Annotated in this window: 22 protein-coding genes; 4 read left to right on the forward strand and 18 right to left on the reverse strand. The window is 61.7% G+C overall.

All coding sequences use genetic code 11. From position 1 onward, the window contains the following. Window positions 1–17: 17 nt before the first annotated feature. Window positions 18–1061 (reverse strand): rod shape-determining protein, encoded by a 1044-nt coding sequence (locus ACZ1G8_RS12575; protein ID WP_221428522.1) that lies wholly within the window; start codon window positions 1059–1061, stop codon window positions 18–20. 196 nt (window positions 1062–1257) lie between these two features. Here ACZ1G8_RS12575 and mutL point away from each other — a divergent pair, with 196 nt between their 5' ends. Continuing rightward, window positions 1258–3060, forward strand: a complete 1803-nt coding sequence (mutL, locus tag ACZ1G8_RS12580) for a DNA mismatch repair endonuclease MutL (RefSeq protein ID WP_472679685.1) — start codon at window positions 1258–1260, stop codon at window positions 3058–3060. Then, window positions 3060–3551, forward strand: coding sequence for a hypothetical protein (locus tag ACZ1G8_RS12585; RefSeq protein WP_472679686.1), 492 nt, complete (start codon window positions 3060–3062; stop codon window positions 3549–3551). Before mutL ends, ACZ1G8_RS12585 begins: the two co-directional genes overlap by 1 nt. A 2-nt stretch (window positions 3552–3553) precedes the next feature. Here the strand turns inward: ACZ1G8_RS12585 and ACZ1G8_RS12590 are convergent, their stop codons facing one another. The 17 genes from ACZ1G8_RS12590 to ACZ1G8_RS12670 form a co-directional block, all read right to left on the reverse strand. Next, window positions 3554–4012: a MaoC family dehydratase gene (locus ACZ1G8_RS12590; protein ID WP_472681252.1), complete on the reverse strand. Its 459-nt coding sequence runs from the start codon at window positions 4010–4012 to the stop codon at window positions 3554–3556. Window positions 4013–4026: 14 nt separating this feature from the next. Next, window positions 4027–4767, reverse strand: coding sequence for a MauE/DoxX family redox-associated membrane protein (locus ACZ1G8_RS12595; RefSeq protein WP_472679687.1), 741 nt, complete (start codon window positions 4765–4767; stop codon window positions 4027–4029). A gap of 36 nt (window positions 4768–4803) precedes the next feature. After that, the gene (locus ACZ1G8_RS12600) at window positions 4804–5604 is read right to left on the reverse strand and encodes a DUF1206 domain-containing protein (RefSeq protein WP_472679688.1); all 801 of its coding nucleotides are present in this window, start codon (window positions 5602–5604) and stop codon (window positions 4804–4806) included. Between the two features lie 62 nt (window positions 5605–5666). Beyond that, complete coding sequence (locus ACZ1G8_RS12605; protein WP_472679689.1) at window positions 5667–6929, reverse strand: alkaline phosphatase family protein; 1263 nt, start codon at window positions 6927–6929, stop codon at window positions 5667–5669. 22 nt (window positions 6930–6951) lie between these two features. Next, complete coding sequence (gene ychF / locus ACZ1G8_RS12610) at window positions 6952–8052, reverse strand: redox-regulated ATPase YchF (RefSeq protein WP_472679690.1); 1101 nt, start codon at window positions 8050–8052, stop codon at window positions 6952–6954. 65 nt (window positions 8053–8117) lie between these two features. Next, window positions 8118–9113 (reverse strand): SDR family oxidoreductase, encoded by a 996-nt coding sequence (locus tag ACZ1G8_RS12615; RefSeq protein WP_472679691.1) that lies wholly within the window; start codon window positions 9111–9113, stop codon window positions 8118–8120. Window positions 9114–9199: 86 nt separating this feature from the next. Further along, entirely contained in the window at window positions 9200–9493 is a 294-nt protein-coding gene (locus ACZ1G8_RS12620) for a hypothetical protein (protein ID WP_472679692.1), read from the reverse strand. Between the two features lie 65 nt (window positions 9494–9558). Further along, the gene (gene pth, locus ACZ1G8_RS12625) at window positions 9559–10128 is read right to left on the reverse strand and encodes an aminoacyl-tRNA hydrolase (protein ID WP_472679693.1); all 570 of its coding nucleotides are present in this window, start codon (window positions 10126–10128) and stop codon (window positions 9559–9561) included. A gap of 90 nt (window positions 10129–10218) precedes the next feature. Continuing rightward, on the reverse strand, window positions 10219–10911 hold the full coding sequence (locus ACZ1G8_RS12630; RefSeq protein ID WP_472679694.1) for a 50S ribosomal protein L25/general stress protein Ctc: 693 nt from the start codon (window positions 10909–10911) through the stop codon (window positions 10219–10221). Between the two features lie 117 nt (window positions 10912–11028). Beyond that, complete coding sequence (locus ACZ1G8_RS12635) at window positions 11029–11967, reverse strand: TraB/GumN family protein (protein ID WP_472679695.1); 939 nt, start codon at window positions 11965–11967, stop codon at window positions 11029–11031. A gap of 74 nt (window positions 11968–12041) precedes the next feature. Then, window positions 12042–12704, reverse strand: a complete 663-nt coding sequence (locus ACZ1G8_RS12640; RefSeq protein WP_472679696.1) for a hypothetical protein — start codon at window positions 12702–12704, stop codon at window positions 12042–12044. Beyond that, window positions 12688–12885, reverse strand: coding sequence for a helix-turn-helix transcriptional regulator (locus ACZ1G8_RS12645; protein WP_221428508.1), 198 nt, complete (start codon window positions 12883–12885; stop codon window positions 12688–12690). Before ACZ1G8_RS12645 ends, ACZ1G8_RS12640 begins: the two co-directional genes overlap by 17 nt. Then, the gene (locus ACZ1G8_RS12650; RefSeq protein ID WP_472679697.1) at window positions 12882–13358 is read right to left on the reverse strand and encodes a hypothetical protein; all 477 of its coding nucleotides are present in this window, start codon (window positions 13356–13358) and stop codon (window positions 12882–12884) included. The genes ACZ1G8_RS12645 and ACZ1G8_RS12650 overlap by 4 nt, the downstream gene beginning before the upstream one ends. Further along, window positions 13355–13849: a hypothetical protein gene (locus tag ACZ1G8_RS12655; protein ID WP_472679698.1), complete on the reverse strand. Its 495-nt coding sequence runs from the start codon at window positions 13847–13849 to the stop codon at window positions 13355–13357. The genes ACZ1G8_RS12650 and ACZ1G8_RS12655 overlap by 4 nt, the downstream gene beginning before the upstream one ends. 12 nt (window positions 13850–13861) lie before the next feature. Next, on the reverse strand, window positions 13862–14287 hold the full coding sequence (locus ACZ1G8_RS12660; RefSeq protein ID WP_472679699.1) for a hypothetical protein: 426 nt from the start codon (window positions 14285–14287) through the stop codon (window positions 13862–13864). A gap of 80 nt (window positions 14288–14367) precedes the next feature. Then, window positions 14368–14688: a UrcA family protein gene (locus ACZ1G8_RS12665; protein WP_222404813.1), complete on the reverse strand. Its 321-nt coding sequence runs from the start codon at window positions 14686–14688 to the stop codon at window positions 14368–14370. 245 nt (window positions 14689–14933) lie between these two features. Then, on the reverse strand, window positions 14934–15980 hold the full coding sequence (locus tag ACZ1G8_RS12670) for a TraB/GumN family protein (RefSeq protein ID WP_472679700.1): 1047 nt from the start codon (window positions 15978–15980) through the stop codon (window positions 14934–14936). Between the two features lie 109 nt (window positions 15981–16089). Between ACZ1G8_RS12670 and ACZ1G8_RS12675 the strand changes: the two genes are divergently transcribed. Beyond that, window positions 16090–16989 carry a glycine--tRNA ligase subunit alpha gene (locus tag ACZ1G8_RS12675; protein ID WP_472679701.1) on the forward strand — a complete coding sequence of 300 codons (900 nt, stop codon included), beginning with the start codon at window positions 16090–16092 and terminating at the stop codon, window positions 16987–16989. After that, window positions 16986–19145, forward strand: coding sequence for a glycine--tRNA ligase subunit beta (gene glyS, locus ACZ1G8_RS12680; protein WP_472679702.1), 2160 nt, complete (start codon window positions 16986–16988; stop codon window positions 19143–19145). The genes ACZ1G8_RS12675 and glyS overlap by 4 nt, the downstream gene beginning before the upstream one ends. Window positions 19146–19194 lie beyond the last annotated feature (49 nt).

The following is a 19194-nucleotide window of genomic DNA, read 5'->3' on the forward strand; positions in this document are numbered from 1 at the left end:
TCTGCCCCCTTCTTCGCTTATGCGGTCATCAATACGCCGCGATAGATCGGGTCTTCCATGGCACGGCCCGTGCCCACAGCAACGCAGGACAGCGGATCTTCCGCGATGGTGACCGGCAGACCGGTTTCGTCGCGAAGATACTCGTCGAGCCCGCCGATCAGCGCTCCGCCGCCGGTCAGGACGATGCCCTGGTCGACGATGTCGGCTGCCAGTTCGGGAGCGGTGTTTTCGAGGGCGATACGCACGCCTTCGACGATGGCCCCGATCGGTTCGCTAAGGGCTTCTGCGATGTGGCCCTGATTGATGGTGATTTCCTTAGGCACGCCGTTCACGAGGTCGCGGCCCTTGATGGTGATCTGCTCGCCGACACCGTCTTCGGGCGGGCGAGCGACACCGTAATCCTTCTTGATACGCTCTGCCGTGCTGTCACCGATCAGCAGGTTGTGGTGTCGTCGGACATAGGAGACGATCGCTTCGTCCATCTTGTCGCCGCCGGTGCGGACCGAAGTGGTGTAGGCGAGACCGCGCAGCGAGAGGACGGCAACCTCGGTGGTGCCGCCGCCGATGTCGACGACCATCGAGCCGACCGGTTCAGTCACGGGCATGTCTGCACCGATAGCTGCGGCCATCGGCTCGAGGATCAGGTAGACCTGCGAAGCGCCGGCGTTCGAAGCGGCGTCACGGATTGCGCGACGTTCGACAGAAGTCGAGCCCGAAGGGACACAGATCGTGATCTCGGGGTAACGCATCAGGCTCTTGCGACCGGTGACCTTCTTGATGAAGCTCTTGATCATCTCTTCGGCCACGTCGAGGTCGGCGATCACGCCGTCACGCAGCGGACGGATTGCCTCGATGGAATCGGGCGTCTTGCCCATCATCATCTTCGCATCGTCACCCACGGCCTTGACCCGCTTCATGCCGTTGATCGTCTCGAGCGCGACCACGCTCGGTTCGTTCAGGACGATGCCCTGATCCTGCACGTAGACCAGCGTGTTGGCGGTACCGAGGTCGATAGCCATGTTCTGCACGCCGAATTTGAAGAGGTTGTTCCAGAAGCCCATTTTGGTGTCGTAATCCGTGTAATGCGGGGTTAGCGAAAGATGTGAATCGCACCGCTCGTTTGCGCCCGGGGGAAAGCGGTGGCGGTGCTTTAGCGATATTACGCTCCGAAAGCCAAAAATTTCCGTAATTTCGACGGGGGATAGGAATTCGTATCGTCTCGGATTTCTGCCGTTTCGGCGCTATGTTGTGATGTCCATGCCTGAAATACGTCGCCTACCCGATAATCTGGTCAATCGCATCGCTGCTGGCGAGGTGGTCGAGCGCCCGTCTTCGGCACTCAAGGAGCTGGTCGAAAACGCCATCGATGCGGGCTCGACACGGATCGCCGTGAAGCTGGTCGAAGGCGGTCTGACGAGCCTCGAAGTGACCGACGATGGCTGCGGAATGACTCCGGACGAGATGGCGCTCGCCTTGGAGCGCCACGCCACCTCGAAACTGCCCGACGAGGCGATCGAGCAGGTCGCAACGCTCGGCTTCAGGGGAGAGGCATTGCCCAGCATCGCCAGCGTGGCGCGCTTCTCGCTCGAAAGTCGCCCCAAGGGCGCCGAGCAGGGCTGGAAACGAGTGGTCGATCACGGCGAGCTGGTTTCGGAAGGACCTGCCGCTCTGCCGCCCGGAACGCGCGTGCGGGTCGAGAACTTGTTTGGCAAGATCCCCGCGCGGCGCAAGTTCCTGCGAACGCCACGCAGCGAATATGCCGCCTGCCTCGATGTCGTGAAGCGCCTCGCGATGGCGCGGCCCGATGTGGCTATTACGCTCGATCATGGCGAACGGCGCATTCTCGGCCTGCAGGGCGGAGAAGGGCTGGCCAATCGCGTGGCGCAGGTCGTGGCGCGCGAGCTGAAGGAAAATGGCGTCGCCATCGATCTCGATCGCGGGCCCATGCGGCTCACCGGAATTGCGGGCCTGCCGACCTACAATCGCGGGATTGCCGATCACCAGTACCTGTTCGTGAACGGTCGTCCGGTGAAGGACCGCCTGCTGACCGGCGCGGTCCGTGGTGCCTATGCCGACATGCTGGCACGTGATCGCCATGCGGTGCTCGCGCTGTTCCTCGATCTCCCGCCCGAAGAGGTGGATGTGAACGTCCATCCCGCGAAGACCGAAGTGCGCTTCCGTGACGCGCAGGCGGTGCGCGGATTCATCGTCTCCGGCCTACGGAGCGCGCTAGCGACCGGGGACAAGCGCAGTGCGCAGTCTCCCGATGCAGGCGCGATGTCGCGCTGGCAGCAGGAGCCGGTTCGCGAAGAACCCGCGCCGGCGCTCCGCTCGATCTTCGAAGGCCGGGACTGGTCGTCGCCGCAGCAGCGCGTCTCCGAACCGTCGCAGGCATGGCGCGGCGCAGATACCGACGTGATGGCGGCGCCGCAGGGGCGCGCCGAGGAAGCTACGCCGGTCGCTGCCGAAGCGCAGGACTATCCGCTCGGCATCGCGCGCGGTCAGGTTGCGAATACCTATATCGTCGCCGAGGCGAAGGATGGACTGGTTCTCGTCGACCAGCATGCGGCACACGAGCGCCTCGTGCTTGAGCGCCTGAAAGCGGCCGGCGCCGAAGAGGCAGTCGCACGCAGCCAGGCGCTGCTCATTCCGGAGGTCGTGGAACTCGACGAAACGAGCTGCGACCGGCTCGAGGAAGCCGCGGACACGCTCGCTCAGCACGGCCTCGCAATTGAGCGCTTCGGTCCTTCGGCCATGCTGGTCCGAAGCCTGCCGCACGCAATCGCTCGTACCGATCCGGAAAAGCTCCTGCGTGATATCGACGACGATCTCGCACTCAATGGCGAGGCGCTGCACCTCGGCGAAAAGCTCGACCTCGTGCTTGCGACCATGGCCTGTCACGGGTCGGTCAGGGCAGGGCGCACCTTGCGCGTCGACGAGATGAACGCCCTGCTGCGCGAAATGGAGCGCACGCCGCGATCGGGCCAGTGCAATCACGGGCGGCCCACATGGGTCAAACTCTCGATGGAAGACGTCGAGAAACTCTTCGGGAGACATTGATGCGCTGGATTGCGGCCGGTCTTGCCCTGATTGTCGCAGCTTGCGGCCCCACCCCAGAGGAACAAGCAGCAGCCGATGCGCGCGATGTCGCCGAGGTGAAGGCGAACCAGGATGCTCCGGCAGAGCAACTAGTGCTCGACCCTATCCGCTATCGCGAGATCGAGAAATTCGAGCTGTACGGCGCCGGCTGCAGCTTTGTGCCCGATGGCGGCGGACTGGGCGCGGTCGCTATCGCGATGGCCGACGAGGGCTATGTCATCCGCAATGGCGAGTTGCTGCGCTTTGCCGCGGACAAGGGGAGTGCTGAACTCCCATATCTGGCACGCCGAGAGTATGACGGGCTCGAATACTCCTTCACTCTCGACCTCGACGAGGCGAGCGGTGAGAAATCAGGCATGGAAACAAGCGATTATCGCGGGCTTCTAACGGTGCGCGACAGTAGTGATGCCGTCGTCTACCGAGCAGAGGGCCTGACCCAATGCGGGGCCTGAGCCTAGTCTGACCCTTCCGGGTCACGGGTCCTGATGAGCCCGTTCGACACCATCTCCAAGACCACCTGATCGTCTTGGTTATAGGTGCGGATGCGGCTCTTGAAGATGCCCATCTCCGGGCGTGAAGCGCTACGGCGCTTTTCGGTGATTTCGGTTTCGCAGCGCAGCGTGTCGCCGGGGTAGACCGGCTTCTTCCAGCGGATCTGGTCGACGCCCGGAGAGCCGAGACCGGCCGACTTCTCATCCTTCATGTTCTCGACCATCATGGCCATCGTCATCGAGCAGGTGTGCCAGCCGCTCGCGGACAAACGCCCGAAATGCGTCTGTGCAGCCGCCTCGTCATCGAGGTGGAAGGGCTGGGGGTCGTACTTCGAAGCGAAATCCATCACCTCTTCACGGGTCACTTCGTAGCGGCCGAAGGCGTTCTTCGTGCCGACCTCGATGTCTTCGTAGAACTTCATTTCGTTGCTGTGGCTCACAGCGTCGGGCGAAGCAACATCCAAACAGCCATGCCGATCATCGCGAGGTTCTCTGTCAGCGACACGAAGCCCAGCGGGACACTGGCGCTGCCGCCCACACAGGCGCATTTGATGTCCCGCTTCTGGATGTAGACCGCATAAAAGACGCTCACCGCGCCGATGGTGCCTATGAAGAGGGCTATGGGGATCGAGAGCCAAGGCAGGAAACGGCCCGCCATGAGTACCGCCGCCGTCGCCTCGAGGAACGGATAGGCGTAGGCATAGGGTACGAAACGACGACCGAGCAGGTCGTAGCCGACGAACATGCTGGAGAATTGCTCGACGTCCTGCAGTTTCAGCATTGCCAGCATGGCCATCGAAAACGCGACGAACCATTCCGCGGCGCGGATCGTGAACGGCGCCTGGTAGACGAAGAAACTGAGGGAGACTGCCAGCGCGGCGCCGACGGCAAAGACCGCAAGGACGGGCCTGTAGCTCTTCTCGCCCTCCGCCATGCGCCGGGTGCCGAAGTGTTCGCGCAGGGCATCGTAGCCCCCGATCCGCTCGCCCTCGATGAAGACCTGCGGTGTCGTCTTGACCCCGTGCTCTTCCTTGAAAGCGTCCGTCTGCTCGCGGGTGGAGAGATGATGGTCCTCGACCGTGTAGCCGTGTTTTTCCAGCAGCCACTTGGCCTTGATGCCATAGGGACAGACATGCTTGTCCATCACCATCCGGTAGAGTTGTGCGGTCTTTGTCATGCGCGTGAATTATACCCCTAGGGGGTATGTTTCAAGTCACGCCCTGAATTGCGGCACTCCGGCATCGCTATCGAGTTCAGGAATGATCCGGTAGCGCGCCTGGATGAGGCTGTAGACCCCGAATAGGAGCAGTCCGACTGCGGTCAGCGTGAAGATGAACCCTTCGCCAGCGAGGCTGGCTACGGCATCGCCGAGTGTCTTTATCTCGCTTGCACCGCTCGACATGAAGCCTGCCTTGAACAGCGACCAGCCGATCACAGTGTAGACGACTGCACGGGCGAGGTAGCCTGCAAGGCCCAGCCAGCGGACCGAACTGGGTGCCTGCCCACTGATGCGCTGCATGAATTCGCCGGTGATCCCCTTCTTTGCCTGGAAGGCCGCGGCGACGAACAGGGCGATGCCGAGCAGGCCGAGAACGATGCCGCCGAAGTCCATCGAAAGTACGCCGGAAGCCGCTTCCTGTGCCCCTCCGCCGGAGGACCCGCCGCTATTGTTGGCGAATTGGTAGGCCGAATAGGCGAGGGCGAGGTGGCCCACGCCGCTACCGGCATGGCCGATCCGCTTGCCCCAACCCTTGGCATCGGAGCCATTGTTCTCGATGTCGAAAAGCGGCGAGCAGAAACGGAAGAGGGCATAGGCGAACAGCCCCAGCACCATGATCCAAAGGATCGCAGTGCCCGCCGGATAGGCCTTGATGGCCTCGAAGATGCCATTGGTGCCTTCGGCTATCTGGTTGGCGCTCGTCAGGGCGACCAGGCCGAGAACGAAATAAAGGATCGCGCGGCTCAGATAGCCAACGCGCACCAGCCAATTGAACTTCTCGGACTTGTCTACCACCGGAATACTCCCCTTGTTTGAATGCCTAACGGCAGGCGAGGCGGAGTGTTCCTAGTGTTTGGTCAGTCCCTTGCGAGACCTAGCTTGAGGCTGTCGAGCGAACCGTCTGCACGTTGCGCCTGCGGCAGACCGACCAGGTGGCGCAGCAGCGGCGCAACATCGGTGTTGTCGAAAATAGGCAATGTCGTCGCCGCTTGGAAAGCCGGACCGTTGGCGATGAATAGCGCCTTCATCTCGGGCGAGTAGGGGTCATAGCCATGGTTGCCGCCGCTCCAGTTGGCGGAGGAGCGCGAACGGGAAATGGTCCAGCCTGTTTCCGGCAGGCAGAAGTAGGGAGGGATACGGTCATGCGTGCCGTAGTTGTAGCGCGCCGGAATGTCCTCTTTCGCCCAACACGTCATGTTGGCGTGATCGGCAAGGATGGCCTCACGGAATTCGCGCGACTTGCCCTCGGCCGGTTCGAATGTGGCGTAGGCACCGGCTTCGACGAGGCGGTAGAGTGAGCTGTCGAAGAGTTCATCGAGGGCAATGACCCGTTCCGAGCTGGTCGGGGCCATGCCGTGGTCGGAGACGATCACCAGGTTCGCCGGCTGCTGCATCGCACGCAGTTGCTCGACGAGCATTGCGATGTGCGCGTCGACATCGCGGAGCGCTGCGTCGATTTCTTCACCTTCGGGACCGTCGTCATGTCCTGCCGTGTCCACCGTGTCGAAATAGAGCGTCACGAACCCCGGGCGGATATCCTCGGGACGGCGGAGCCAGTCGAGCACCGAGTTCACGCGCTGCGTGTTCGAAACCTGCATCGAGAATTGCTGCCAGTCGCTCGGCAGGATGCCGTCCATCAAAGGCCCGAAACGTACAGCGGTGCCGCCCCATGGCACTGCCGAGCCGGGCCAGAACATGGCGGCACTGCGGATGCCGGCTTCTTCCGCCTCGACCCAGACGGGCTTGGCCTCGTTCCACCAGTACGGATCCACCGTCGCCATGGTGAAGGTCTCTTCCGGTCTGCCCTGGTCCTCCATCCGATTGGCGGTGATGCCGTGATGGTCCGGGACGAGGCCCGTCACCAGCGTCCAGTGGTTGGGGAAGGTTTTCGTCGGGAAGGAGGGGCGCATCTCCGCGTTCACACCGCCGTCGGCGAGCGCGGACAGTGCCGGCGTGATGCCGCGATCGAGATAGTCCGGATGGAAGCCGTCAATCGACACGAGGATCGTGACCGGCTCGCGGCTTTCTACGGTTGCTGCCGAGACGCTCTCGACCTGCGGTGCGCAAGCTGGCAGCGCCGTGATAGCGGCAAGGGCGAGGGCGGCAGCGAGCTTTTTCATCTTGGCGACCTTCCGGATTGGATCAGACGTTGAATTTGAAGAGCATCACGTCGCCATCCTTGACGAGGTACTCCTTGCCCTCCTGGCGAAGCTTACCCGCTTCGCGCGCACCACTTTCACCGTTGAGGGCGACGAAGTCCTCGTAGGCAATGGTCTCGGCGCGGATGAAGCCGCGTTCGAAATCGGTGTGGATTTCGCCTGCGGCCTGGGGTGCCTTGGCGCCTTCGGGGAAGGTCCATGCACGCGCTTCTTTGGGGCCGGCGGTGAAGAAGGTGTTGAGGCCGAGCAGCTTGTAACCAGCCTTGATCACGCGGCTGAGGCCGCTTTCTTCCAGACCCAGTTCGGCGAGGTATTCAGCACGATCTTCGGCATCCATCGCGACCAGCTCGCTCTCGATGGCCGCCGAAACGACGACTGCCTGTGCACCTTCGGCCTCAGCCTTCGTGAAGACGAGCTCCGAGAAGGCGTTGCCCTTGGCAGCATCTTCCTCGCCCACGTTGCAAACGTAGAGCACGGGCTTGGCGGTCAGCAACTGTGCCTGTCGCAGGACACGTGCCTCTTCCTCATCATTCGGTTCGGTGAGGCGGGCAGGCTTGCCGTCACGCAGCAGCTGCAGGGCCTGACCGAGAACGCTCGCGGTGATCTTTGCTTCCTTGTCGCCGGCGGTGGCGCGCTTCTCGGCTGCCGGGACACGCTTCTCGAGGCTTTCGAGATCCGACAGCATCAGCTCGGTCTCGACCACTTCGGCATCGGTAATCGGATCGACCTTGTTGGCGACGTGCTGGATGTCGTCGTCTTCGAAGCAGCGCAGGACGTGGACGATGGCGTCCACCTCGCGGATGTTGCCGAGGAACTGGTTGCCGAGGCCTTCACCCTGGCTCGCACCCTTAACGAGGCCCGCGATGTCGACGAAGGCAAGCTGTGTCGGAATGACCTTGGCGGAACCCGCGATCGCGGCGATCTTGTCGAGACGTTCGTCGGGCACGGAAACCTGGCCCACGTTCGGTTCGATCGTGCAGAACGGATAGTTCGCAGCCTGTGCAGCCTGCGTCTCGGTCAGTGCATTGAAAAGGGTGGACTTGCCGACATTCGGCAGGCCGACGATCCCGCAACGGAAACCCATCGATTACTCCGGAAATAATGTGTTGGCCGCGCCCTTAGCGCCGGTGGCCAGCAATGGCCAGAGGATCACGCGTTGTGAACCGCCTTGATCATCGGGCCGTACGGGCTTTCACCGAGCCAATCGAGCTGCACCTTGGCGCTGACCTCATTAATCGGGACCTGTGGCTTTGGGCCAGGGTGGACAGGCTGGCGTAGCGGGCGGGTTCCGGGAGGCATGGCGATGATTGCCGCGATAGCGTTGGGCACGTCCATCGGGTCGGTATTGCCGCCGCCGCTGCCGCGTTGGCGAAGCTGTTCGATCATGGCGGGGTAGCCTGCGAGGTGTTTCTGCTCGGCGCGCTCAAGCAGGCCCAGAGTCAGTCGGTTGGCATTGTCCCAGATCTTGGTCGGATAGCCGCCCGGTTCAATGATGGTAACGTCAATATTATGAGGCACGAGCTCGTAGGCCATCTGTTCGCTCATCGCTTCGAGGGCGAACTTGGTCGGTGAATACTGGCCGAAACCGGGGATCATCACGCGGCCGAGCTGAGATGTGACGTTGAAAATCTGGCCGGACTTGCGGGCGCGCATCGCGGGGAGGGCGGCCCTTGCGAGGCGGTGCGGGCCGTAGACATTGGTGTCGAACAGCAGCTTGGTCGCCGCCATGTCCTGGATTTCGATAGGCCCTGCGGTGGAGATACCCGCATTGTTTATTAGTACGTCTATGCCGCCACCAGCCATGCGTTCCGCTTCGGCAACGCCGGCAGCGACTTGCGCATCGTCGGTAACGTCGATCTCGATCACGTGGAGGTCGAGCGACTCGGTTTCAGCCAGTGTACGAAGTTCGTCGGCTTCGGGACGCGGAAGGTTCCGCATGGTCGCAAAGACCTTTGCGCCCTTGCGAGCGAAATCTTCTGCCATCAGCCTTCCGAAACCGGATGAGCAGCCGGTTATAAGCACGCTTTTGCCCGACATGTCTGCAGGGGGCGTCAGCATGTCATCCTGAGCAGCGCGGGCTGCAACTGCAACAACGCCGGTGGCGGCGGCTCCGGCGAGCAGGGTACGGCGATTGATCTCGGGCATGTGCAGCTCTCCTCACTTTGATAGCAAGGCTACACAGGTTTGCGCCAAGTCGGCAATTCGAATGTCGCCCACGCGCGGCCTGTCATTCACCCGAGCGGCTTATCGAAATCCTGAGCGGTCTTTCCGCGACGCCGCATGGCCCGCTCAAAAGCAGCGTCCACATCGAATTCTTCGCCACAGTTCTCATCGGCTATCGCCTCGCCGAGCAATCGGATGAGGGTTCGTTTGTAAAGGTCGCCGAAAATCGTGGTCGCGGCTGCTATCGATACCAGTACAAGCGTGGTTATCCGAGCACTGGTGCTCATTTCCGACGCGAAGAAAATGACTGCCTGGAAGGCAATCATGAGGAAGACCAGAAAGGCGGCAATTTTCTTTGGCATGTTGAGGGCAATCGCTATGCCAGCGTATCGCCAAATATTTGGTTAAATGCAGGAAAATGCTGTTCTTATTCCTGCATGCGCAGCGCCACATCGTTCATGAAGCGCGCATCCTCTCCCTTGGCCAGCCATTCGGCCTCTGCGCCTATCGCGCCGAGCATTCCGGCGAGGTCGTCCATCTCGCTCTTGGCGTAGTTGCCGAGCACGTGGCCGGTGACACGGTCCTTGCTCCCTGGATGGCCGATGCCGATCCGCACGCGGCGAAAATCGGGCCCGAGATGCTGGTTGATCGAGCGCAAGCCGTTGTGGCCCGCAAGCCCGCCGCCGCGGCGAACCTTGACCTTGAAGGGCGCGAGATCGAGCTCGTCATGGAAGACGGTAAGGTCCTCGATGTCGAGCTTGTAGAAGCGCATGGCTTCGCCGACGGCGCGACCGCTTTCATTCATGTACGTTGCGGGCTTGAGAAGGACGATCTTCTCGTTGCCGATGCGGCCTTCCTGGACCCAGCCGGAGAACTTCTTCTGAACCGGGCCGAAACCGTGCATCTCGGCGATCGTGTCGCACACGATGAAACCGATATTGTGCCGGTGCATCGCATATTGCGGTCCGGGATTTCCAAGGCCTGTCCAGATCTGCATTCGAGCCCTCTAGCGATAGCTTGCCCAAAAGCAAAACGCCGGCCTCTTGCGAGACCGGCGCCTTGGTGATTTCCGAGCGGAAAGTGCGAATTAGTCTTCGCTCTTTTCTTCCTGCTCTTCAGCAGCGTCATCGTCCGGACCCTGTTCGGTCGCGGCGACACCGTCTGCCGGTACTTCTTCTTCGCCTTCGCCTTCAGCGCCTTCGCTCTTCTTGAGCGCCGACGGAGCAACGAGGGTCGCGATGGTGAAGTCACGATCGGTGATGGCGCTTTCGGCACCTTCAGGCAGCGTGACTTCGCTGATGTGGATCGAATCGCCGACTTCCTTGCCGGTAACGTCGATTTCGATCTCGCTGGGGATCTTGTCGTTTTCACAGACGAGGTCGAGTTCGTGACGGACAACGTTCAGAACGCCGCCCTTCTTGAGGCCCGGCGAGGCTTCTTCGTTGACGAAGACCACCGGAACCTGGACTTCGATCTTGCCACCCTTTGCGAGGCGGAAGAAGTCGACGTGCTCGGGGCGGTCGGAGACGGGGTGAAGCGACACGTCCTTGGGGAGAGTCTTGATCTTCTTGCCACCCAGCTCGATCGTGACGATCGAGTTCATGAAGTGGCCGGTGCCGAGCTGGCGAACCAGTTCCTTGGCTTCCACGTGGATCGTGATGGGTTCTTCCTTGCCGCCATAGATCACGGCGGGGACACGGCCTTCGCGACGCAGTGCACGGGAGGCTCCCTTGCCAGCCCGTTCGCGCGTCTCGGCCGGAAGTGTCAGAGCATCGCTCATGTCGCTTACCTTTCGAAATGCATTGATTTACAAGTTCGGTCCGCCACGCCTCCAGGGATGACCATGACGCCGAAGCGCGCGCCTATAGCGAGACGCGCGCGAAATGCAAGCGCGAAGCTACTGTACGCGCGCCACGCTGATACCCCGCTGGGCGAGGTAATCCTGCACGCTGTTCTCCCCAGCGAGGTGGCCTGCACCGACCGCTATGAAGGCCGTGCCGGGGGTGTCCAGGCGCTCGTCGATCCATACGGCCCAATTCGCATTGCGCTCGTAGAACAGGCGCGAGGTGATGAGCGGGTCCTGCGCATTGCCTTCCTGCAGCATTGCGCCCAGCGTTTCTGCATCGCCTTCGGCCCACTCCGCAATAATCTTGTCAAGCATCGCCACACCGGCCTGTGGGTCCTCCACGGCCTGCAGCAGGAACTGGAGCTGGTTCTCGATCGGAAGCTCGTCGAAGATCGAGATCTGGAAGTCCACGGTTTCGAGTGCGACACGGGTGGTACCTTCCTTTACCGTTTCCTCAAGCACCTTCTCGACGCCGTTTTCGCCATTGTAGCCAGCCGATTGTAGCAGCACTTGGGTGATATTGATGGCTGCGAACCACGGCTCGAGACTGTCGAGCGCTTCGGGCGGGATACCTATCTGTGCAAGACCGGCCTCATAGGCGGCAAGCTGTTCGGCATTCATGAGCCCGCGAAGCGTCTGGCCTTCGGGCAGCATGCCCTTGGCAGCGATCGTCTGGCCCATGGCGGCAATCACTTCAGGGTTCATGTCGATTTCGGTGACCAGCGAACCGCTGCTGTCGAGCGCGGTCTTCACCGGGCCGCTGTACCAGTCGACGTCTGCGGGCAGGGCATGGACCGTACCGAAGAGATAGATCGTGGTGTCCTCGTCAGCCACCTTCCACATGGCCGGTCCGCTTTCGGCAGCGAGCTCAGCAGCCGCTTCTTCCGCGACTGCTGCAACCGCGGCTTCGTCTGGCAGGGTCGAGCAGGCTTGCAGGGCCACGAGGGCGAGGCCGGCTACGGTGCTCTTGAACAGGTTCGATTTCGTCACGGCCAAATGTTCCTTCTCTCTATCTTGACGACTACTAGACTGAATATTCGGACAGCAGTCCACAGTCATTGTGGTCAGCCTGCGTGGCGCTTCCACAAATTTCCGAAGTTGATGACTACGAAGCTGGCAATGAAGATGATCATGACGTCCGGCTGCGGCAGCAATCCCCCGCGCCAGCCGATCCACCAGAGCGGGGCCGTGAAGTAGAAGAGGTAACCGCCCAGCATGAACCCGAAGTCGTTCGCTGCCAGCGTGTAGTCGTCCGAGTTGCGCCGCGCGATGTAGGCGATGATCGGGATCGCGATCGCCCACAGGGCTATCATCGGCCAGACGACATCGGTCGGCAAAGGGCTGTTCGAGAACAGGTGCAGCGGTTCGCCATCCGGTCCATCGCGGTTGATCAGCGGAAAGCTGATTGCCACCCCGATTACAATGACCGCGCCCAGTATCCAGCGGATCCGGTTGCCGCGAGGGGTTTTGGGCTCACCCATGGTGAAATCGGGCATATACCTCCAGAGCGCCCAGCCAACCGGTGGGATCATCAGGACGCCGACAACGGTGAAGATCCAGTCGGACTGCGTTGCCTCCCCAGTCACGATGTCCTTGCCGCCAGCCCACACGAAGATGAGGCCGACCAGCAGGAAGCTCAGCAGGACGCTCCAACCGATGACATGGGCGAAATAGCGACCCATGTGGAAGGGCTTCTCGTCTTCGAACATCTCATCCTTCCGTGTCATCGAAAATTTCCTCGATTGGCATTTCAAACAGGCGCGCGATGCGGAACGCGAGCGGCAGGGACGGGTCGTGCTTGCCCGTTTCGATGGCGTTGACGGCCTGGCGCGAGACATCGAGACGGCCGGCCAGTTCGGCCTGGCTCCACTCGCGCTCGGCTCTGAGGACGCGGAGGCGGTTCTTCACCGCGCGTCCCACCAGCGAATGATCTGGAAAATCACCACATAGGCGGCATTGAAGACGTACCAGCTGTACAGGACAATCTCGACTGAACGGCGCTCACCATAAAGCCAATCCAGCCATTCGGGCGGCTCCTCCCCGCCGATCACCGCGTAGGCCGCGAAGAGAAATAAGCCGAGTAGGAATGGGCCGACCGTGAAGAAGATAGCCATCAAGCCGACGGTCCTCTTCCAGACCGATTCCGCATATTCGTCGCGCCACGAGGCAATCGCGATCAGCGCAACGGGAACGAAGATCGCAAGAATGGCGAGCGGAAAGCCAATTGCGGTTTGCAGGGAGTTCGACATTCCGAAGGCATCATAGCCCGTGAATGCCTCGACGATCTCGCTCGTCAATCCGACGACGATCGAAAAGAAGCTGGCGTTGATCAGCCAGTAGTACGCTCGATAGCGCAGCTTATCCGTTTTTACAGCGGTCATCGGCTGTCCTTCAAACGCAGGAATTGGAATATCACGACGAAGGCAATCATGTACGCGTGCCAGCCATAGAAGATGACCAAGCCCCACTTGGTCTCTTCGGAGGCCCATTGCAGCCAGAACGGCGGCTCTTCCGGCTGACCGGTGACGAAGAAATTGGTCCAAGCCACGATGTAATATGTTGGCGGCACGAGTGCCGAAGCATAGGCCATCACGAGCGCCGTGCGGCGCCACAGGAGCTCTGCATACTCGTCACGCATGAAGCGCCCGACCATAAGTATGAAAGGGATAATGGTCACGACGATCCCGAAGGTCAGTCCGATCCAGGCATTGACCTGTTTTGGCAGGTTATTGAGATCGAAATCAAAGATCACGCCGAGGAGGGGAATTGAGAAAAGCAAGATTATCCCGGCAAGCGCGAGGTTCATCAGCCCGAAGTAGAGCTTGAAGCGCCGTTCGCCTGTTTTTCGAGGTGATTGTTTTGTCTTGGTCATTACGCTTGCCCCTCAGAATGTCCCGCGGATGCGGGTCCAGGCGTTGGCGATGAAGAAGGAGGCGAGGGCGACGAGCGGGAGGAGCTCGCCCGTGTCGAGATCGCGTTCGGTCGGCTGCTTTGTAAATCCTTCGAACAGCCCGTCGAGGAAGCCCTCGATTGCAGGTGCGAAGAACATGAAGCCTACCGTCACCACGAAGGCTAGGCTGGTGCCCGCCCGCCAGATCGCCGCCGTGTATTCATCTGCATTGCGGGTGGTGAACATCACGAGGAGCGCGGCCAGGAAGAGGACGGAGGAGATCCCCCGCACCGCTCCGAATTCAGCTTTGAAGGCGGTGAACGCGGTGATCCAGGCGACGAAGGACAAGAATGCGACGAGCGTCGAGACATTGTGCCTGCGTACGCGCTTTTCGCGGGGGGTAAGGGCCTTGCCGTTCATCGGGTCGCGATCCTGTCTGGATTGGGAAAGGAAGGGGCCGCCGGAGCGCGGGTTGTCGCAAGCGCGCTCCGGCGAAGGGGTCAGCCCTGCACGTCGAGTTCGATGGCTGCGAAGCGCTCTTCACGGGCGCTGGCGATGGCCAGTTCGATCTGCGGGGCGGCGTTTGCTTCTGCTGCAAGGCGGCAGCTGCGTTCGAGCTTGCGGGCCTGCAGGTCGAAGCCTTCGACACGGCACATGCGACGCACGGCGTTGTCGATGCGATTGTCGAGCTTGTCCTGGTCGGCCTGCTTGGTCAGGTCGAGATCGCCGATGGCGACGGAGGTGTCGGGAGCGTCCTTGGCCATGGCGGGAGTTGCGATGGCAGCGAAGGCAGCAGCGGCGAGAACGAAGGTCTTTTTCATGTCAGGTCTCCAGCGTGGATATTGGGTCCAGTGGTTAGGTCAACCTTCCGAAATGTCAGGTTGCCCTTACTTTATGTCGCGTCTTGTTTCCGTTGTCAACAAGACCTTACATCCTGTCGGTAAAACCTGTCATACCCTCGGAATTCTGCGGTTCTCGACGCAAAAGGGCCAGGAGCAATGCGTTGAAAAGCATCGTTCCCGGCCCCGGATTCTCGGCGAATCGATTCGGCGATCTGCTCTGAAAGCTACTGGATCTGCTTCACCTCGAACCCGCGTTCGGCGAGCATCGACTGGACCGATACATCCCCTGCCAGGTGGGCAGCCCCGACGGCGAGCAGGATGCTGCCGGGTTCGCCCATCCGGTTCTCCAGCCAGACGCTCCAGTCGCGGTTGCGGTCTTGCAGCAGGACGCGCTCGAGTTCGATCTCGAAAGGCGAATCTTCGAAACCCAGGTCTTCGAGGCCGTCTGTCTTGCCCTGCGCCCAATTGTGTTCGTCGTCGAATGGGTCGGCCAGGGCGCCCTCTTCATTGAGGATCGCGTCATCCACCATGAGGGTCTCGATCGAGCTGCCGTCCCATTCGGCGAGGTCCTTCTCCAGGAGATCGAGGAGCAGTTGCTCATCGATCGCGAGAAGCGCCGTCATCACCTCGAGCGAGTCCTCGATCGAGCCGATGGGCTTTCCCGCAGCCGCGAATTCGGCCTCGAGCACTGTTTCCACGCCGTATTCATGCTGGGATCCTTGCCCCTCAAGCATCGAGATGCCCGCCCCGAACATTGCGAACAGCGGGGGCAGGCCATCGAAATAGTCGACGGGCAAGTCGGTGAGTTCGGCGATTTTGAGCCACTTCTGGCCAGCTTCGGGCGACAGGCGCTGCGATGTGGGTGTCCGCGTCAGCGTGTCGGCGATCATCTTGGCGGTGAAGGCGGCCATCGCGTCTTCGCCGTCGGCATCGCTCGTCTCGACAACCAGCTCGTCGACTTCGTTCACGACGCTGTCGAAGGTCTCGTTCCGCCAGCGGAAGCCTTCGGGCAGCACGTGGATCGTGCCGAACATGTAGATCTTGGTGTCCTCGTCCTCGAGCAGCCAGATCGCCGGAGCAGGGTCGTAATCCTGCTCAACGACGACTGGGTCCGGCGACCGCTGGGTGACGGAGTCCTCGGCGCCGATATTGCGCGTCGACTTGGCGCTGCCCGGCCTCTCGTCAGTATTGATCCCCTGCGCCCAAGTGATGGCCGGAAGCGGGGCCAGCAAGAGACTTGCGAGCGCTGCGACGAGTGGCGATTTCTTCATGTGACCCTTTCAGAATACTTGGGCGAGCATAGGGTCGGGGCCCGCGATGCGCAATCGCGCTGCAATGCGGCATTGACCGCTTTTCGCGCATCCGCCATTGCGCCGCTCCATGGACCGTAATCCGCGTAAATCCTTCCAGGACATGATCCTCGCGCTCCACGATTTCTGGAGTGCCAACGGGTGCCTCATCCTGCAGCCCTACGACATGCGTATGGGCGCGGGCACCTTCCACACCGCCACGACGTTGCGTGCGCTGGGCCCCGAGCCATGGAACGCGGCCTTCGTGCAGCCCTGCCGCCGTCCGACCGACGGTCGCTATGGCGAGAACCCGAACCGCCTGCAGCACTACTACCAGTACCAGGTGATCCTGAAGCCGAGCCCGGCGAACATCCAGGATCTCTACCTCGAAAGCCTGCGCGTGATCGGCATCGACCCGCTCAAGCACGACATCCGTTTCGTGGAGGATGACTGGGAAAGCCCGACGCTCGGCGCATGGGGTCTTGGCTGGGAAGTCTGGTGTGACGGGATGGAAGTCACCCAGTTCACCTATTTCCAGCAGATGGGCGGCTTCGACTGCAAGCCTGTCGCGGGCGAACTGACCTACGGCCTCGAACGCCTCGCCATGTACATCCAGGGCGTCGACAACGTCTACGACCTCGATTTCAACGGGCAGGGCGTCACTTATGGCGACGTCTTCCTCGAGAACGAGAAGCAGATGTCGAAATGGAACTTCGAGGTCGCCGAAACCGATGCGCTGTTCGACCTGTTCAACAAGGCCGAGGCCGAGTGCAAGAATGCGCTCGAGCACAATGTCCCCATCGCCGCTTACGAGCAGGCGGTGGAGGCCAGCCACATCTTCAACCTGCTGCAGGCGCGCGGGGTGATCAGCGTGCAGGAACGCGCCAGCTACATGGGCCGCGTCCGCGATCTCGCGCGCGGCAGCTGTGAAGCGCATATGGAAAAGGAAGCGCCCGTGTGGGCCGATAAATATCCGGAGTGGTCGAAATGAGCGACTTCCTCCTCGAACTGCGCAGCGAAGAAATTCCCGCCCGCATGCAGGCGGGCGCGCGCGCCGAGCTCGAAAAACTGTTCCGCCGCGAATTGGACGCTGCCGGTGTCGCGACGGGCGAGATTACCGTCTGGTCGACGCCGCGCCGTCTTGCGCTGATCGCTCGCGGGCTGCCCGAAGCGACCGAGGCCGTCAGCGAAGAATTGAAGGGGCCTCCGGTCGGAGCGCCCGACCAGGCCATCGACGGTTTTTGCCGCAAGGCAGGCGTCGACAAGGGCTCGCTCGAAACGCGCGACGTGAAGGGCAGGGCGACCTACTTCGCCGTGAAGAACGTGCCAGGCCGCGCGACGAAGAACGTGCTCGCCGAGGCAATCCCCGCGATCATCCGTGACTTCAGCTGGCCCAAGTCGATGCGCTGGGGCGCAGCCTCGATCAGCACTGAGAGCCTGCGCTGGGTTCGCCCGCTATCGGGCATCGTCGCGCTGCTGGGCGACGAGGTCGTCAAGTGCGAATTACACGGCGTCACCTCCGGCTCGGTCACGCTGGGCCACCGCTTCCACCATTCGGGCGACATCACCATCGGCAACGCCGATGACTATGCGGTGAAGCTGCGCGCAGGTCACGTCATCGTCGACCATGAAGAGCGTCAGGACCTTATCCGCTCGGGCGCTGCCAAGGTCGCGAGCGAAGCCGGTCTCAAACTGGTCGAGGACGAAGGACTGGTCGTCGAGAACGCAGGCCTCACCGAATGGCCGGTTCCGCTGCTTGGCCGGTTCGAGGAGGACTTCCTCGAAGTCCCGCCCGAGACGATCCAGCTCACCGCCCGCGTGAACCAGAAATACTTCGTCTGCGAAGACGACAAGGGCGAACTCGCCAACGCATTCATCTGCACTGCGAATATCGAGGCGGAAGACGGCGGCGCGCGCGTGGTCGACGGCAACCGCAAGGTTCTCGCCGCCCGCTTGTCCGACGCGCGGTTTTTCTGGGATGTCGACCGCAAGAAGACGCTCGCCGAGCATGCCAGGGGTCTCGAGCGCATCACCTTCCATGAAAAGCTGGGCACGGTTGCCGACAAGGTCGACCGCGTGGCGAAGCTGGCCGACTGGCTGGTGTTCGACGCGAAGGCTCCGAATGGCGATCACAAGCTGGCGCGTCAGGCTGCAGAACTGAGCAAGGCCGATCTCGTCACCGAAATGGTTGGCGAGTTTCCCGAGCTGCAGGGCCTAATGGGCGGATACTATGCAAAGGCCGAGGGGCTGCCGGTCGAAGTGTCCGAGGCGATCCGCGCTCACTACAAGCCCGTCGGGGCGAATGACGAAGTGCCTACCGCGCCGACCACCGTGGCCGTAAGCCTTGCAGACAAGCTCGACAACCTCCTGAGCTTCTTCAAGATCGATATCCTGCCGACTGGCTCGAAGGATCCGTTTGCGCTTCGCCGCGCAGCACTCGGATACCTGCGACTGGTGCAGGCGAACGATCTGAAGCTGTCGCTCGATACGGTGATCCATGCCTGGGACGGTCGCCCCAATACCGATCTCGCCGAAAAGCTTGCCGACTTCCTGCTCGACCGTCTCGCCGTGCAATTGCGCGACGAAGGCGTTCGCCATGATTACATCCAGGCATCGCGCAGCTGGCAGGGTCGCCCCGATATGCGCGTCGACCGCGTGGAGGCACGGGCGAGGGCGCTGGCGGACTTCCTCGGGACCGAAGACGGCGCCAATCTGCTCGCAGGCTACAAGCGCGCGGCCAACATCCTCAAGAAGGAAGACTGGCACGGAGCCGAAGGCGAAATCGCCCGCACCGGCGAGGAAGATCCGCTGAGCCAGGTCGACGATCCCGACATGCGCGCCGTGGTCGAAGCCAAGATGGCCGAGCGCCACGCGAAAGAGCTTTCCTACGAAGCAGAGCCTGCCGAAAAGGCGCTGATGGATGCTCTGGCAAAATCGGAACCGGCAGCCTCGCAAGCCATTGAAGCGGAAGACTTCTCCGGCGCTATGGCCGCGCTTGCCGCCCTTCGGGCACCGATCGACCGTTTCTTCGATGAAGTGACGGTAAATGCAGAAGAAGAAAACAAGCGGGCACATCGCCTCGACCTGCTTGCAGCTTTTCGTGCTGCAGTGCACAAAGTCGCCGATTTCAGCCGGATCGCGGGCTGACGAAATTACTTCGCCTGGACACTGTTCCAAGCGTTCCAAGCTGTAGGAA

Source organism: Qipengyuania sp. BR81-2, from assembly GCF_055693895.1.

Coding starts and splice junctions, on each gene's coding strand:
- ACZ1G8_RS12575 (WP_221428522.1), bottom strand. CDS start 1,061: ATGGGCTTCTGGAACAACCTCTTCAAATTCGGCGTGCAGAACATGGCT.
- mutL (WP_472679685.1), top strand. CDS start 1,258: ATGCCTGAAATACGTCGCCTACCCGATAATCTGGTCAATCGCATCGCT.
- ACZ1G8_RS12585 (WP_472679686.1), top strand. CDS start 3,060: ATGCGCTGGATTGCGGCCGGTCTTGCCCTGATTGTCGCAGCTTGCGGC.
- ACZ1G8_RS12590 (WP_472681252.1), bottom strand. CDS start 4,012: ATGAAGTTCTACGAAGACATCGAGGTCGGCACGAAGAACGCCTTCGGC.
- ACZ1G8_RS12595 (WP_472679687.1), bottom strand. CDS start 4,767: ATGACAAAGACCGCACAACTCTACCGGATGGTGATGGACAAGCATGTC.
- ACZ1G8_RS12605 (WP_472679689.1), bottom strand. CDS start 6,929: ATGAAAAAGCTCGCTGCCGCCCTCGCCCTTGCCGCTATCACGGCGCTG.
- ychF (WP_472679690.1), bottom strand. CDS start 8,052: ATGGGTTTCCGTTGCGGGATCGTCGGCCTGCCGAATGTCGGCAAGTCC.
- ACZ1G8_RS12615 (WP_472679691.1), bottom strand. CDS start 9,113: ATGCCCGAGATCAATCGCCGTACCCTGCTCGCCGGAGCCGCCGCCACC.
- ACZ1G8_RS12620 (WP_472679692.1), bottom strand. CDS start 9,493: ATGCCAAAGAAAATTGCCGCCTTTCTGGTCTTCCTCATGATTGCCTTC.
- pth (WP_472679693.1), bottom strand. CDS start 10,128: ATGCAGATCTGGACAGGCCTTGGAAATCCCGGACCGCAATATGCGATG.
- ACZ1G8_RS12630 (WP_472679694.1), bottom strand. CDS start 10,911: ATGAGCGATGCTCTGACACTTCCGGCCGAGACGCGCGAACGGGCTGGC.
- ACZ1G8_RS12640 (WP_472679696.1), bottom strand. CDS start 12,704: ATGACACGGAAGGATGAGATGTTCGAAGACGAGAAGCCCTTCCACATG.
- ACZ1G8_RS12650 (WP_472679697.1), bottom strand. CDS start 13,358: ATGACCGCTGTAAAAACGGATAAGCTGCGCTATCGAGCGTACTACTGG.
- ACZ1G8_RS12655 (WP_472679698.1), bottom strand. CDS start 13,849: ATGACCAAGACAAAACAATCACCTCGAAAAACAGGCGAACGGCGCTTC.
- ACZ1G8_RS12660 (WP_472679699.1), bottom strand. CDS start 14,287: ATGAACGGCAAGGCCCTTACCCCCCGCGAAAAGCGCGTACGCAGGCAC.
- ACZ1G8_RS12665 (WP_222404813.1), bottom strand. CDS start 14,688: ATGAAAAAGACCTTCGTTCTCGCCGCTGCTGCCTTCGCTGCCATCGCA.
- ACZ1G8_RS12670 (WP_472679700.1), bottom strand. CDS start 15,980: ATGAAGAAATCGCCACTCGTCGCAGCGCTCGCAAGTCTCTTGCTGGCC.
- ACZ1G8_RS12675 (WP_472679701.1), top strand. CDS start 16,090: ATGGACCGTAATCCGCGTAAATCCTTCCAGGACATGATCCTCGCGCTC.
- glyS (WP_472679702.1), top strand. CDS start 16,986: ATGAGCGACTTCCTCCTCGAACTGCGCAGCGAAGAAATTCCCGCCCGC.